Annotated in this window: 11 protein-coding genes and 1 pseudogene; 6 read left to right on the top strand and 6 right to left on the bottom strand. The window is 72.2% G+C overall.

Annotation, left to right across the window (positions count from 1 at the left end; genetic code table 11):
• Positions 1-51 precede the first annotated feature (51 nt).
• Complete coding sequence (locus tag ACFXI3_RS32640) at positions 52-1,452, top strand: MFS transporter (RefSeq protein WP_378404764.1); 1,401 nt, start codon at positions 52-54, stop codon at positions 1,450-1,452.
• Positions 1,453-1,539: 87 nt separating this feature from the next.
• Here the strand turns inward: ACFXI3_RS32640 and ACFXI3_RS32635 are convergent.
• From ACFXI3_RS32635 to ACFXI3_RS32625, 3 genes and pseudogenes are all read right to left on the bottom strand, one after another.
• Positions 1,540-1,773: pseudogene (locus ACFXI3_RS32635) on the bottom strand (ion channel); the annotation flags it as partial.
• Positions 1,774-1,952: 179 nt separating this feature from the next.
• A complete protein-coding gene (locus tag ACFXI3_RS32630; protein WP_378404763.1) occupies positions 1,953-2,312 on the bottom strand; it encodes an SHOCT domain-containing protein in 360 nt (119 codons plus the stop codon).
• A 103-nt stretch (positions 2,313-2,415) separates the two neighbouring features.
• Positions 2,416-5,070 carry a LuxR C-terminal-related transcriptional regulator gene (locus tag ACFXI3_RS32625; RefSeq protein WP_378404761.1) on the bottom strand — a complete coding sequence of 885 codons (2,655 nt, stop codon included), beginning with the start codon at positions 5,068-5,070 and terminating at the stop codon, positions 2,416-2,418.
• Between the two features lie 118 nt (positions 5,071-5,188).
• On the opposite strand from ACFXI3_RS32625, the gene ACFXI3_RS32620 reads away from it, so the two are divergent.
• Positions 5,189-5,518, top strand: coding sequence for a hypothetical protein (locus tag ACFXI3_RS32620; RefSeq protein WP_378404759.1), 330 nt, complete (start codon positions 5,189-5,191; stop codon positions 5,516-5,518).
• Positions 5,519-5,544: 26 nt separating this feature from the next.
• A complete protein-coding gene (locus ACFXI3_RS32615; RefSeq protein ID WP_344276663.1) occupies positions 5,545-5,781 on the top strand; it encodes a hypothetical protein in 237 nt (78 codons plus the stop codon).
• 9 nt (positions 5,782-5,790) lie between these two features.
• On the opposite strand, the gene ACFXI3_RS32610 is transcribed toward ACFXI3_RS32615, so the two are convergent.
• Entirely contained in the window at positions 5,791-7,143 is a 1,353-nt protein-coding gene (locus tag ACFXI3_RS32610) for a DUF2252 domain-containing protein (protein ID WP_344276660.1), read from the bottom strand.
• Between the two features lie 282 nt (positions 7,144-7,425).
• Positions 7,426-7,932 carry a DUF1269 domain-containing protein gene (locus tag ACFXI3_RS32605; RefSeq protein WP_344276657.1) on the bottom strand — a complete coding sequence of 169 codons (507 nt, stop codon included), beginning with the start codon at positions 7,930-7,932 and terminating at the stop codon, positions 7,426-7,428.
• A gap of 197 nt (positions 7,933-8,129) precedes the next feature.
• Here ACFXI3_RS32605 and ACFXI3_RS32600 point away from each other — a divergent pair, with 197 nt between their 5' ends.
• Positions 8,130-8,591 (top strand): hypothetical protein, encoded by a 462-nt coding sequence (locus tag ACFXI3_RS32600; RefSeq protein WP_378404757.1) that lies wholly within the window; start codon positions 8,130-8,132, stop codon positions 8,589-8,591.
• A 102-nt stretch (positions 8,592-8,693) separates the two neighbouring features.
• Positions 8,694-11,237, top strand: coding sequence for a LuxR C-terminal-related transcriptional regulator (locus ACFXI3_RS32595; protein ID WP_378404755.1), 2,544 nt, complete (start codon positions 8,694-8,696; stop codon positions 11,235-11,237).
• A gap of 6 nt (positions 11,238-11,243) precedes the next feature.
• Here ACFXI3_RS32595 and ACFXI3_RS32590 read toward each other — a convergent pair whose 3' ends face one another.
• The gene (locus ACFXI3_RS32590) at positions 11,244-12,410 is read right to left on the bottom strand and encodes an AI-2E family transporter (RefSeq protein WP_378404826.1); all 1,167 of its coding nucleotides are present in this window, start codon (positions 12,408-12,410) and stop codon (positions 11,244-11,246) included.
• Positions 12,411-12,553: 143 nt separating this feature from the next.
• On the opposite strand from ACFXI3_RS32590, the gene ACFXI3_RS32585 reads away from it, so the two are divergent.
• A complete protein-coding gene (locus tag ACFXI3_RS32585) occupies positions 12,554-13,150 on the top strand; it encodes a DUF6461 domain-containing protein (protein ID WP_378404753.1) in 597 nt (198 codons plus the stop codon).
• The last annotated feature ends 310 nt before the right edge of the window (positions 13,151-13,460 follow it).

The following is a 13,460-nucleotide window of genomic DNA, read 5'->3' as shown; positions in this document are numbered from 1 at the left end:
CCGGCCGCCGCCGCGCCACCGTGTGCGGCACCCGAGCAGGAAGGCCCGCCGATGATCGTGCTGCCCTTGGCCCTCGCCCAATTCGTCGCGAGTTACGCGGCCACCACCATGACCGTCGCCGTCAGCGCCGTCGCCGCGGATCTCGGCACCACCGTGCTCGGCGTGCAGACGGCGATCACGGTGTTCACGCTGACCATGGCGTCGCTGATGGTGCCGGGCAGCAAACTGAGCGACCTGCTGGGCCGCAAGCGGTGTTTCCTGACCGGCCTCGGCGTTTACGGCACCGGCGCGCTGCTGGCTTCGCTCGCGCACGGGCCGGGGATGCTGATTGTCGGCTACTCGCTGCTGGAAGGGATCGGCTCGGCGCTGATGATCCCGCCGATCTATATCCTGGTCACCGTGACCAGCCCGGACCTCGCGGCCCGTGCGCGAGCGTTGGGCGTGGTCAGCGGGGCAGGCGCGCTCGGTGCGGCGGCCGGTCCGCTGCTCGGCGGCCTGGTCACGACGTGGCTCGGCTGGCGCGCGTCGTTCCTGCTGCAGGTGTTGCTGGTCGGAGTCATCGTTCTGCTGGCCCTGCGCGTCGCCGAACCGCCCGCGCCGCCCCGCGAGAAGCGGTTCGACGTGGGCGGCGCGCTCCTGTCGGCGGCGGGGCTGTTCTTCGTCGTTTTCGGTGTCCTGCAATCAGGTTCGTACGGCTGGCTCGTTTCCCGGGCGGACTTCGCCGTCGCCGGGGTTGTGCTGATTCCGGCGGGAAGCGTCTCGCCGGTCTGGCTGTTCGCCGGAATCGGTGCGGTGCTCTTGGTCCTGTTCTTCGTCCACGTCCGCGCGCGCGAACGGGCCGGGCGGGAGCCGTTGGTGCCGTCAGGGCTTTTCCGCGACCGGACCACCGGGCTCGGTTTGGCGACCCAGCACGTGCAATGGCTCGTTCTGCAGGGCGCGTTCTTCGTGGTGGCTGTCTTTCTGCAGGAGGTCCGCGGCTGCGACGCGATCGAAACCGGGTTGCTGCTGACACCCGCGACGATCGGCATCCTCGCCGCTTCGGCCGCCGCGGGCCGGATGGCGCGGCGGCACTCGCAGCGGTGGCTGATCCGCGTCGGCTTCGTCTTCGCCGTCGCCGGATTGGTCCTCGTGCTTGTGCTGGTGCGCGCCGATTCGGGTGTGGCGAGCGCGGTGCCCGGGCTGTTCCTGCTTGGCGCCGGCGTCGGGATTATGCTCACGGCGTCGGCGAACCTGGTGCAGTCCCGCTTCCCGGATTCGGCCCAGGGGGACATTTCCGGGGTCTCGCGCAGTGTGTCCAACCTCGGCTCGTCGGTGGGGACCGCGCTGGCCGGTTCCGTTCTGGCCGGGACGCCGCACCTCGGAGACCGGTCCTTCGCGCTCGCCCTCGCGAACTTGGTTGTCGCGGCGGTGGCCGGTCTCGTCGCCGCGCTGTTCTTGCCTGCCGCGGAGTGAGTTGTCTCTTGTGGACGGTCCACGGCGGCGCACCGCGGCCACGATCACCCGCAGCACCACGCCGAGCACGACCAGGTCGGCGACCATCTGGAGGGTCACCAGCACTCGGGCCGTCGCGGAAACCGGGGCGATGTCGCCGAATCCGACGGAGCTGAACACCGTGACCGTGAAGTACAGCGCGTCGGTGCGCGTCAGGCCGGCGTTGAAAGATCCCCGGCCGAGTACGTAGTAGCCGTTCGCGAACAGCAGCAGGAACAACGGGACCACGAGCGCCAGCGCCTGGACGCCCTGCCCGGCCGGGAACGGCGAGCGCAGGATCATCCGCACCTCGCCGACGACCAGCAGCACCACGAGCGCGAGCCCGGCGACCAAGACAGCCAAGGTCCAGGGCCGCAACGGCTGGTCGACCGGGAGCAGGTAGTAGAGACAGACCAGCGCGGTGACCGTGAGCAGCGGCCGGAGCACCGCGAGGTGAACGAACCGCCACCGCCGAGACGCGGTCACGGCGCGAGCGCTTTCCGCATCAGGGTCTGGTATTCCGCGTCGGTGATGACGCCGTCGTCCAGCAGCCGTCGGGCTTCGGCGATCTGGGCCGCGCTCATAGTGTCCGATGTGGACACAGAGCGCACTCGCCGCCGGTCGCGCAGTCGCCGGCCCTCGATGCCGAAGTAGAGCAGGACGCCGAGGACCGGCAGCACGAGCATCAGCAGGGTCCAGCCCGCTTTGGCCCGGCCGGAGGCGTCGGAGCGGCGGTAAAGGTCGCCGATGGCCACGAACAACAGGCCGAACCACGCGGCCCAGCAGAAGAACATCAGCATCGTCGCCAACACGTTCAAGTATTCCGCGCTCGCCAAGGTCATGGACTTCTCCTCGCCGTCGATCGGGGGCCGCACGGGCCCGTGCCCGGCCCACCCGACCGGATCGCGGACGCGCCCGCCTCGCCCGCCGCGGGTGGGGCGGGCGCTATCCGGCGAAGTCGGGGACTTCCGCGTCGAGCAGTCCGTGTTCCTGCGCGATCGCGACCGCGTCCCGTCTGCTGCGGACGGCGAGCTTCGCGTAGATCCCGCGGACGTGCGTCTTGACGGTGTTGGGCGAGACGGTCAGGTCTTCGGCGATCTCGTCGATCGACCGCTGGGTCGGCAGCAGGCGCAGGACACTGCGCTCGCGTTCGGTCAGCGGCTCCGGCATCGGCGGGGTGCGCAGCCCGCGCCGCACCGCGAGGATTTCCCCGGCGAACCGTTCGCCGCTGCCGAGCGCGCCGAGCCTGCTGGTCAGGAACCCGACGAGATCGGGCGGGGCGAAGACGAACGGGAACCGGATCCCGGCGGGTTCGGCCGCGCGCAGGGCGTCGTCGAGGAGCCGGGCCGCTCGCTCAGGCGCCCCGGCGGCCAGCGCGGCCTGCACTCCGACCAGCGTCGCCTCGACGGCCGCCCACGGAAGCGTCATGGGCGCCTCGTCCTCCGCCAGGGAACGCAGCACGGAGCTCGCCCCGTGGTGACGGCCGAGCCGCAGCTGGGTCCGGGCGCGCACGAGCAGTTCCTCGCCGGAACCGGCGAGCGCGGGAGCAGCCCAGCGAACGGCTTCCTTGGCCTGGCCGGCAGCTCCCAGCCGCAGCGCCGCGCGGTGTTCGAGGACGGCGCACAGGACCGCGTGGCGGGCCGGGCAGGACCGGCCGGTACCGAGACGGCGGCGGGCCCGGCGCATCCGCCGCAGCCCGGAGTGCCAGCCGCCGAGCTCGAATTCGGCGGCACCGCGCAACGTTTCCGCGAGCAGCCGCAGGGCGCGGGCCGCTCGCGCGGGCGCGTCGCCGAGCAATTGCCCGACCCGTTTCGCGTGCGTGACACAGTCAGCGGGCTCGCCGCGCACCAGCGCGCCGTACGCCAGCAGGGCCGCTGCTTGCGCGCGCTGGAACGACTGCGGGGAATCCTGGCGCGGCTGCGCTGTCCCGACTCGGCGGGCGAGCCGGTCCATCGCCGGGTAATCGCCGTCGTGGCAGGCGATTTCGGCGAGCGCGGCGAGGCAATGGGCGACCGTGAACTCCTGCCCGAGCCTTTCCGCCGCGGCGAGGAGGTGTTCCAACGATCGTCGGGCTTCTTCGCGCTCGCCGCGGATTGCGAGTGCACCGGCCCGGTGCGCGGCGGCGAGACTGTCCAGCGCAGTCCCTTCGTCAATCTGTTCCGCCGCGCGCTCAGCGTGCGCCGGGGTGCGGTCGAGCTGGGCGAGCCGGGACTGTGCCAGCTGCCGCAGAACGGTCAGCTCCGCTGCCGGCTGGTCCGGCCACGCGGCGTCCGCCCAGGCGAGTTGGAGGGAGGCCGCTGAGGTCTCGGCGGCTTCGAGACTCAGCGAGGCCGAGATCAGCGCCGCCAGCGGATCGGCCGCGACCCGGCGGTCTTCCACCGCGGCGAGTGCCAGACGCAGAACCTGGTGCTCGCCAGCGAGAAACAGCGAAACGGCGTGTGCCCGCAGCAGTTCGCCGACCTGGCCCGGATCGCCCGCGTGGACGCTGTGCGGCAAGGCGGACGCGGGCCGGCCGTGCTCGGCGAACCAGCGCGCGGCCGTCGCGTGCAGCGACCGCGCACGGTCCGGAGCCCGCCGCTGCAGTTCCGCCCGCAGGTAGGTCCGCAGCAACGGCGTGACGCAGCGGTGCGGCGGGGTGCCGCCGGAGTCGACTGCCCGGACGGACGGCCCGCTCAATTCGTGGAGCATCGCCTCGGCGTCGGCCCGTCCGCACAGCACCGGAGCGAGCCCGGCCGGGACGTCGTCGCAGACGCTGATCGTCCGCAGCAGTTCCCGCTGCGCCGTCGAAAGCGGGGCGAGGACCTCGTCGGTCAGATAGGCGAGCGCGGCGCTGTCGCGTCCGGTGTCGAAGTCCCACAGGCTGCCGTGCCGGGACGCGGACGCCGCCGCCAGGCGCAGCCCGGCCGGCCAGCCGCCGGTTCGGTCGACCAGCGGCGCGACCTCGTCCCGGGGGATCGCCGCGTCGGCGGCGGCGAACAGCGTTTCGGCCTCCCCGGCGGTGAACCGCAGCCGCTCGGCTCCGATTTCGACCAGCCGGTCCGCGAGCCGGGCCCGGCCCAGCGGCAACGGCGGCTCCCGCCTGCTCGAAACCGCGAGGCACAGTCCGGCGGGCTGGTGGCGCACCAGCGTCCGCAACCCGCGCCACGGCTCGGGCGAGGTGATCTCGTGCGCGCTGTCCAGCACGAGCACGACGGGTTCGCTCAGCGTGTCGAGCGCGTCGGCGAGTTCGGCCAGGAACGCGAGATCGGTGCTCGGGGACTCGGGCACCGCGAGGAACCGCAACGGATCGCCGTCGGGGAACCGGCCGCAGCGGCCGAGCGCTTCGAGGACCGCGGACCAGAAAAGCCGGTCGTCGTTGTCGTCGGCGTCCGCGGACAGCCACGCGACCGCGCCGCGACCCCGGCGGCGCGCCCATTCGGCCAGCAGCACGGTCTTGCCGAATCCGGCCGGGGCCCCGACGAACACGAGGGCGGCCTCGGCCGCGCGGTCGAGGACCGCGAGCAGTCGCGGCCGCGACACGAGGTCCGCGGGAGGGCCGGGAACGGCGACTTTGGTTCTCGGCACTTGTCTTCGGAGCGAGACGTCGAGGCGTCGGCGCATGCGCAATTCTCCTTCGCGGTCGGTTCCGGGCGATTCCGGCGGATTGTGCCAGGCGCGAACAGCGGCTCATCCGCTGCGGGCGAGGAAAACGGCGTCCGGCGGCAGAATCGTGGGGCGGGTGAAAATACGCGGCAATTCCTCGGCGGGCGGCCGTCCGCGATTCGGCTGCACGCAGTTCTTCTGGCTCGGGCCGGGCGAGGTCGTGGTGCTCGACCTGGTGCGGACGGGCTCGCTCAGCGCCGGGACAGCGGTGCTCGGGCTGACCGTGGCGCTCGCCTCGCTGGTCTCGCCCGCCCGGGTCCGGGCCGGCCTCCGCGCCGGTGCGGACCTGGTCGCGCGGCTGGTTTTCCTGCCGCCGCACGGCTGGTCGGCCTTCGTGGTGCTGCTCGATCTGGCTGTCGTCGGCTTCGCGTGGCACGCGGCCGGGCGGGACGGCGGCCGCCGATGAGCGCGCCCGCCGTCCCGGGTTTCCGCATGAATTACGTTTTCCGCGGCTGCGGCGCCATTCCGGGAGGAGCCGCCGAAAGCGCCGCCGATTTCCGGGACGTGCTCGTGGTCCCCGTTCCGCCGGAAACGATTGTGTTCGGCACCGTCGCCGATCCCGGGGACCTTCCGCGAATCCTGTGCCGGCTCGAATCGCTCGGGATGCACGTCGAATCCGTCCATCGGGTCCGCGAAGTCCCCCGGACGGAGCACCGCGCCCTCGGGTGAGGCGGTCCGTCACGACCCGGCCGCCGCGACGCGGCCGAGCCGGATCGCCCGCCGCAGCGCGGCGTGGTCGCGTTCGTTCTGGTCGGCGCAGGCCGTCGAGAATTCCCGGACGGCCTCGGCGAAACCCGGCCCGGAGCCGAGATACGCGGCGATCGCGAGCGCGTCGCCGGTGCGCGCGTGCGCCTTGGCCACCGTCCATCCGCACAGCCGGGCGTTGGCCCGCAGGACGTCCGGGGTCATCGTCGCGACGTCGCCGCGGCTCCGGTCGTCGCGCAGCCTGCGGACGTGGAAGTCGCGGGCCGGGCCGTCGAAACCGGGGGAGTGCGCCCAGCCGAGGAAAACGTCGCCGGCGGCCTGGATCAGCCGTTGCCCGGTGACCACTCGTCTGCCGGGACTGTCCAGTGCGGAAGCGCCGGTGTACTCCTGCAGCACCGACGGCCGGGCTTCCTTCAGCTGCAGGAGAAGCGGGTCTCCGGTGTCCGTCCGGACGAGCAGGGCGACCCAGCAGCGGGTGCCGGAACCGGTCTGTCCCGGCACTGTGCGCGCCGCGTCGGCCAGCCGGTAACGGTCCAGCATGGCCCGTCGGGCGGAGCCGAGCGTGCGCCGGTAACGCTTGAGCACGGCGCAGAGGCGATCAGCGAGCGTCGCCGGATCGCCGTCCCCGCCAAGGCGTCCTGCCGCGAGCGCCCACGGTGCGCGGGCGGCGAGTTTCAGCTGTCCGTCGCGGATTTCGGTGTGCCGGAAGGCCTCGGCGGCGCGCCGCCCGGCGGGGCCGAGGCGATGTGCCGCGACCGTGCGCAGCGTTCTGGCGTCGGGAGGGGCGAAGAAGATCTCGAGCGGGGCGCGGCGCGCGAACTCGTGCATCGCCAGCCGGTACGACTCGACCGCGGCCAGCACCGTGCGCCTGCGTTGCGCGGCGGGGTGCCCGATCTCGCGCCCGGTGACTTCGAAGCTCGCGGCGAGCCGTTTGACGTCCCATTCCCAGGGCGCGCGCAGGGTCTCGTCGAAGTCGGCGAAGTCGAACACCAGCCGGCGGCCCTGCGCGGCGAACAGGCCGAAATTGGCCAGCTGGGCGTCTCCGCAGGCCTGGACCGCGAATCCGGTCCGCGGCGTAGCGGCGAGATCCGCCGCGGCGGGCAGCGCGGAGCCGCGGAAATACGCGAGCGGCGAGGCGGCCAGCCGGGTGTAGCGCAGCGGCAGCAGTTCCGGGACCCGGCCGGAATCCTGGCGCGCCAGCAGGGCGAGGGGATCGGCGCGCAGGACGGTACTGGGAAACTCCGCGTGGCAGGCGGCGGGCACGGCGGCGCGCGCGGCACGGGCGCGGGCGAGCCGCACGCCGGGGTCATTGTCGGTGAGGGGCATGGGACGGATCGTCGGCCCGGCGACCGGAGCACGGCGTCGCCCGCCGGGGGTGAAGCGGAGTCATCCGGGGCGGGTGACGACGGAAGGCGGGCGGGCCCGCAGAGTGGACGGTGCAGGTGCGGGGCCCGCCTCCGGCGGGAGGCCGCGGCGACGTTCGGGGGCGCCGCCGCGGTCTCGCCCGCGCCGCAACGGCGTTCGCCCGTGCTGCCGAGCACAATGGACCGAACGGACGCGAACGGGCCCTCGCCGAACGGTTCGGCGAGGGCCCGCGGTTCGCGCGTGCTAGAGCTGCTCGTGCTCCGGGGATTCCCCGAATGCGGCGCGGAGCCGGGCTTCCTCCTCGTCGGACAGATTGGTCGTCAGCAGCGTGGCCCCGGTTTCCTTGAACGGCTCGGCGACCCGGTCCAGCACCGCGTTGTCCGACATGACGAACAGCGCCGACGTGCCGGGCGTGACCTGGGTCCGGACGGTGTCGACGAACTCCTCGTCGATCCCGACGTGCCGCAGCGATCCGGTCAGCGCGCCGATCGCCGCGCCGACGGCCGCGCCCAGCAGCGGGACGAGGAAGATCAGGCCGAACAGCAGGCCCCAGAACGTCCCGCCCAGCGCGCCGGCCCCGGCCAGCGAGCCGAGTTCCTTGGTCTTCGGCTTCTTCCGGCCCTCCGGCCAGCTCACCCGCGCCGCGTCGGCGATCGAGATCAGCTGCTGCTTCTGCAGCCGCTGCAGCAGATCCAGTGCGTTTTCCGCGCCGTCGACGGTCGGGAACCTCCATACGGTCAACGTGGCCATGACATCTCCTCGCTCCGGGATCGGTGGTCCGCCGCACTGTTTCGCCTCCGGCGGCGCCTGGCGTCGCCCGGGCCGGGTGAAAGGCGGGGACCCGCGGCGGCCCCTGATCTCACCTGAGGCGGGCGAGGCCCGGCGGCGCGGGAGCCGACCAGGATCGCCCGGGTCCGCAGCCCGTCGACGAACGAGGAAGAGAACCCATGACCGAACGCACGCACCCGCCCGCCGGAAACGTCGGAGCCCGGCCGCCGTTCCCGCCGGAGCGGGCCGCCGGCCGGACGCGCCGGACCGGCTGGATCTGGTTCGCCGGGACGATCACCGTCCTCGCCGGACTGTTCACCGCGGTGGAAGGCCTGGTCGCGCTGGTCGACCGGCACTACTACGTCGTCGGCCCGTCCGGCCTGCTCGTCTTCTCCCTGACCGGCTGGGGCTGGGTCCACCTGATCGTCGGCGTCCTCGTCGTGCTGACCGGGATCGCGCTGTTCTCCGGCGCGCAGTGGGCCCGGGTCTGCACCGTCGCGCTCGCCGGCTTCAACGCGTTGGCACAGCTGGCCTTCCTGTCCGCGTACCCGTTCTGGGGCGCGATCGTGATCGCTCTCGACGTCCTGGTGATCTGGGCCGTCATCGTGCACGGAGACGAGGCCGCCGTCGAAATCTGGTGACCCGGCGGCCCGGTCCCCGGCGCTCAGTACAGTCGTGGCCTCGCCCCCGGCGCCGGCCGCGGGAGCCGGGGGCGAAATCTCCCGACAGCCGAGAGGTTCGACGTGCCCGCTCGAACGACGACCCGGTCCCGGCCGGTCCCCGGCGCGAAGGTCGCGGTGCCGCGGCTGCCGGGGATCTTCGTCCCCCGTCCCCGGCTGGACGTGCTGTTCTGCCGCGCGGCCGTGCGGCCGGTCACCCTGGTCCGGGCGCCTGCCGGGGCGGGCAAGACCACGGCGCTGGCCGCCTGGGCCGGGGTCGGCCGCGCGGTCGCCTGGGTGTCGCTGGACGAGGACGACAACGAAGAAAGCCGGTTGTGGGAGGCGATTCTCGGCGCGTTGCGGCGGGATCGCGCGGAGGACAGCGCGCTGCGCCGGTTGCGCCCGCCGCCGCCCGGGCTGCGACGGGCGTTCCTGGCCGACCTCGACGACGCGCTCGCCTGCGAGGCCGGTCCGGCGCGGCTGATCCTGGACGACCTGCAGGAGATCCGGAGTCCCGAGGCACTGGAAGCGCTCGCGGCGCTGGCCCGCCATCTGCCGCCCGCGCTGCGGCTGGTGCTGTCCACCCGGGTCGAGCCGCCGCTGCGGCTGGCCCGCCTGCAGTTCGAAGACGTGCTGTCCCGGGTGGACGCGGCCGAACTCCGGTTCACCGCGAAGGAAACGGCGAGCCTGCTGCGGGCTGCCGGGGCTTCAGCGGACGACGAACGCGTCCGGGATCTCGCCGAACGCACCGCGGGCTGGGCCGCGGCACTCGGCTGGACGGCGGTTTCGGTGCGCGAAGCGGAGGACTCCGAGGTCGACTCCGTCACCGGCGACGATCGGGCCGTGGCCCGGTTTTTCGCCGACGAAGTGCTCGCACACCTGCCCGCGGCCACGACGGATCTGTTGCTGTGCCTCAGCATCTGCGACGCGGTTTCGGCGGCCCTCGCGGTCCGCCTGTCCGGCCGCCGGGACGCCGGCGCGCGATTGGACGAACTCGAGCGCGCGTGGGGCCTGGTCATGCGCACCCCGGCCGACAGCTACCAGTTTTTCCCGCTGCTGCGCGGTTTCCTGCAAGCCGAACTGGAGCGGCGGGACCCGTCACGGGTGCCGCGGCTGCACGGGATCGCCGCGCGATGGCACGCCGGCGAGGGACGATTCGGGGAGGCACTCCGGCACGCGGTGGAGGGACACGACCGCGAGTACGTCCTCGCGCTGGCCCGGGACCGGGCTGTGCGCCAAGTGCTGGCAGGGGACGGGGAACCGGTGCGCGCCGCGCTCGACAGCCTCGGCAGCGCGACGGTCGCCGCGAACCCATCGCTGCGACTGGCGTCCGCGCTCGAGAACATCCAAGGCGGACGGCTCGCCGAAGCGGAGTCCGATCTCGGCGACGAGGGCGGTGGCGACTGGTGGCCGCTCGCTGTCCGGCATCTGGCCGCGATGAAGGGGAAATGCCCAGTCGGAGCGGAACCTTCCGCGGCGGGGTACCCGGCGTTCGACGCCTGGGCCCATCTCGATCGCGCGTGGCGTTCGCTGCACCGAGGCGCGCGCCGTCACGCGGCTACGCAGGCCCGGGAAGCACTGCGCCTGGCGAGTGGCGAGCGGCTGGACCACCTCGTGCTGCACAGCCGGCTGGCACTGGCGGTCGCCAGCGCGGTCGGCGGGAAACACCCCGCCACGCGCCGCGCGTGTACCGGGGCGCTCGCAGTCGCGCGCCGACACGATTGGCAGCGCACCCCGGGAGTGGCCGAATGCCGCTTGTTGCTCGCCTACGACGAACTCATGCGCGCTGAACCGGCTGCTGCGGCACGGGAACTGGCCCAGGCAACCGCGGCCGAGGTGCCTGGTTCGGCACCGTTGCTGGTGCCGTTGCGGGAGTTCTTCGAAGGCGTCGCACGCTTCGACGAGGGCGACCGGACGGCGGGCTCTCAGCTCATGCGCGCGGCGCGCCGGCAGCTCGCGGCCTTGGACCTGTCCCGCGAACTCGTCGGGGCGTGCGCGGTCGCCGAGCAGCACGCGGCGCTGGCTCTCGGCGAAGCGTTGCACGCGACGGAAGTCCTTGCCTGGGCGCAGGATCGGCTGCAGGGCAGCGGAGAACTGGCTGTCCTGCGGATCCGCGCCCACCTCGCCGCCGACGAAACCGCCGCGGCCGAAGCCGTGCTGCGGGAAACGGCGTCGGCGATCGCGCTGCTCCCCGCCACCCCGGTGGACCGCTGCCTGGCCGAAACCGCGCTCGGCCTGCGCTCGCACCGCCGGACCAAAGCCCTTCAAGCCCTCGACCAGGCCCTCGCGCTCGCCCGCCCGAACGGCCTGGTGCGGCCGTTCGCGCTCGCCGAGCCCGCGGTCCGGGACCTGTTGATCGGGCACTCCGGCGGATTCGGCTCGCTCGACCGGTTCGCGCAGACCGTCCGCGGCAGGCTCGTCCCGCACGCTCCGCCCAGCGATCTGACCGATCGCGAGCAGGTGGTGCTGCAGCGCCTGCCGTCTCAGCGTTCGCTGGACGAGATCGCGTCCGACCTCACTGTTTCGGTCAACACAGTCAAAACCCACGTGCGTGCCATCTACGGAAAGCTCGGCGTGAACAACCGGCGCTCCGCCGTCGTGGTCGCCCGGCGGCACGGCCTGACCTGACGACGCTCAGCAGTTGTCGCGGCGCGGAGCAGACAGCAGCGCGTCGGCCCAGCGCGCCCGCGGATCGACGTCCACCAGCAGCGCCTTGGCCAGCAGCGTCGCCGGCACCGCGAGGACGGCGCCGAGCGGGCCGAGCAGCCAGGTCCAGAACACCAGCGCCAGTACGGTGACCACAGTGGACAGTCCGACCGAACCGGCCACGAACCGGGGCTGGATCAGCGACTGCACCACGAAGTTCAGCACGAGGTAGACGGCGAGCACCATGGTCAGGCCGCGCCAGCCGTGGTCGAGAAGCGCGATCACCGCGGGCGGGGCCACCCCGATCACGAAACCCACGTTGGGAATGTAGTTGGTGACGAAGGAAAGCAGCCCCCATAGTATCGCACCCGGAACGCCGATCAGCGCCAGCGCCGCCGTGTCGAGCGCCGCCACGAGTCCGCCGAACACTGTCGTCACGAGCAGGTATCGCCGCGTGCTCTTGACGAAACCGCGCAGCGCCTCGGAAATCCACGGCCGGTCGCGTGCGATGCGCCTCATGCGTTGGCCAGCCCAGGCGGTTTCGGCGCTGAGGAACAGCAAAAGGCCGAAGAGGAAGGCAAGATTCGTGACCAGCTTGCCCGCGCTCGCGAGCACAGAACCGGCCAGCTGGACGAGTTTTCCGGCATCGACGGAGGAAAGCATGCCGCGCACCTGCGCTTCGCCGACCCCGAGCGTGGCCAGCCCGTCGTGCAGCAGCTCGTCGACCCGTCCGGCGTAGCGGGGAGCCAGCGCGGACAACTGCGCGACAGACACCACGACGACGAGGAAGAAAACCAGCAGGACCGCGTAGACGGCGACGACCAGTACGGCAACGGTCAGCCAGCGCGGAAACCCCTTTCCCCGCAACCAGGTTCGCACCGGATCGAGGGTGATTACCACGACCAGCGCGAGAAACACCGGCGCGACGAGCCAGGCGATGGCTTGCACCCCGGCGAGCACGACTGTCGCGGCGGCAGCGCCGAGCAGCACGACGAGCGCGCGGGGAAGCGGGGTTTCGTTCGCCTCGCACTCGGGCAGGACCGGCGGCAGTTGCGGTTGCGCGCCTTCGCCTTCTCGGTCGGCGAGGTTGGGACGTGCGCGCCTGGACTTGCGGAACCGGCGAGCCGGGAAATCGGTGAACGACGCTCGCACGATGCGAATCCCTCCCGAGACAGGCCCCACTGTGCCCGGGCGCGGAGGTCGGGTCTTCACCCGATGGGGGCGGGTTGTGCTTGCCCGCGTGCGTTTTTTGTCGGTGGTGGCTGCGATCATGGCCTGGACCGACCGAGGAGGGCCCGATGACGGATTCTTTGACCGAACTTGCTTGGCTGGACAGCTATGGTCCGCTGCACGACATCTTCTGTGTTTCGTTCGTGCGCGGTCTCGACCCGCCAGAGGTTTTACGCCGCTTCGGAGCCGCCTCCGGCGAGCGGCTGGTCTTCGCCGATCTGAACAGCCTGGTAGCGGAATACGTCGAACAAACCCAAGGCGGCAACGGCGGTGGGTACGTCGGCGTGGTGGCATCCGGGGAATGGAGTGTGGCTGTTGAGCCGTGGGGCTGGCAGGGGAATCTGCCGGAAGTTATTGGCGGACTGTCGAAGGAAAGCGAGGTCGTGGCGATCAACCGGCACGACCACGCCGAAGCACACTTCGTCTACGCGGTGGACGGTACGGTGCTCGCAGGCTTCCTCCCGCGTCTGCCGAGCCAACGGTACGGCAGCGAACCGGAGCGGTTGACGGCAGGGATGCGCGAGGCCGGGCTGGATCCGGACCGGGAGGAACGTCCGGCGAACCCGATCGCGTCGGCGTTCGCGGTGGCGGCGAGGATGACCGGGGTGAGGTTCACGCGGGAGTTTCTTGAGGAGTCGTTGCTGGTGGGGGACATTCGGACGTAGCCGGTGCCTGTTGCGTTGGGTGCGGGTGGCGGATTGCTTGCGCGGCGGCGAGTGTGGGGTGGGGTGAGCTGTGACAGGGAGGAGAGTGCGGCGGGTGGAGGTGTGATTGGGAGGCGAGTGGGCTGGGCTGGGCTGGGCTGTGATTGGGAGGTGAGTGCGGTGGGCTGAGCTGTTTTGTCGGGAGGTGAGCGGGGAGGCTGACGGGACCATTGCCTGGGGCTGTGATTCATCATCGTCCCGTGCCCGTGCCCGTGCCCGTGCCCGTGCCCGTGCCCGTGCCCGTGCCCGTGCCCGTGCCCGTGCCCGTGGG

The organism is Amycolatopsis sp. NPDC059235 (genome assembly GCF_042754125.1).
GTDB lineage: Bacteria > Actinomycetota > Actinomycetes > Mycobacteriales > Pseudonocardiaceae > Amycolatopsis > Amycolatopsis albidoflava.
This window is presented reverse-complemented; position numbering and strand designations above follow the sequence as displayed.

Excerpts from the sequence above, each read along its gene's own strand:
- ACFXI3_RS32630 (WP_378404763.1), bottom strand. The coding sequence starts at position 2,312 with ATGACCTTGGCGAGCGCGGAATACTTGAACGTGTTGGCGACGATGCTG.
- ACFXI3_RS32605 (WP_344276657.1), bottom strand. The coding sequence starts at position 7,932 with ATGGCCACGTTGACCGTATGGAGGTTCCCGACCGTCGACGGCGCGGAA.
- ACFXI3_RS32625 (WP_378404761.1), bottom strand. The coding sequence starts at position 5,070 with ATGCGCCGACGCCTCGACGTCTCGCTCCGAAGACAAGTGCCGAGAACC.
- ACFXI3_RS32585 (WP_378404753.1), top strand. The coding sequence starts at position 12,554 with ATGACGGATTCTTTGACCGAACTTGCTTGGCTGGACAGCTATGGTCCG.
- ACFXI3_RS32600 (WP_378404757.1), top strand. The coding sequence starts at position 8,130 with ATGACCGAACGCACGCACCCGCCCGCCGGAAACGTCGGAGCCCGGCCG.
- ACFXI3_RS32615 (WP_344276663.1), top strand. The coding sequence starts at position 5,545 with ATGAATTACGTTTTCCGCGGCTGCGGCGCCATTCCGGGAGGAGCCGCC.
- ACFXI3_RS32610 (WP_344276660.1), bottom strand. The coding sequence starts at position 7,143 with ATGCCCCTCACCGACAATGACCCCGGCGTGCGGCTCGCCCGCGCCCGT.
- ACFXI3_RS32640 (WP_378404764.1), top strand. The coding sequence starts at position 52 with ATGATCGTGCTGCCCTTGGCCCTCGCCCAATTCGTCGCGAGTTACGCG.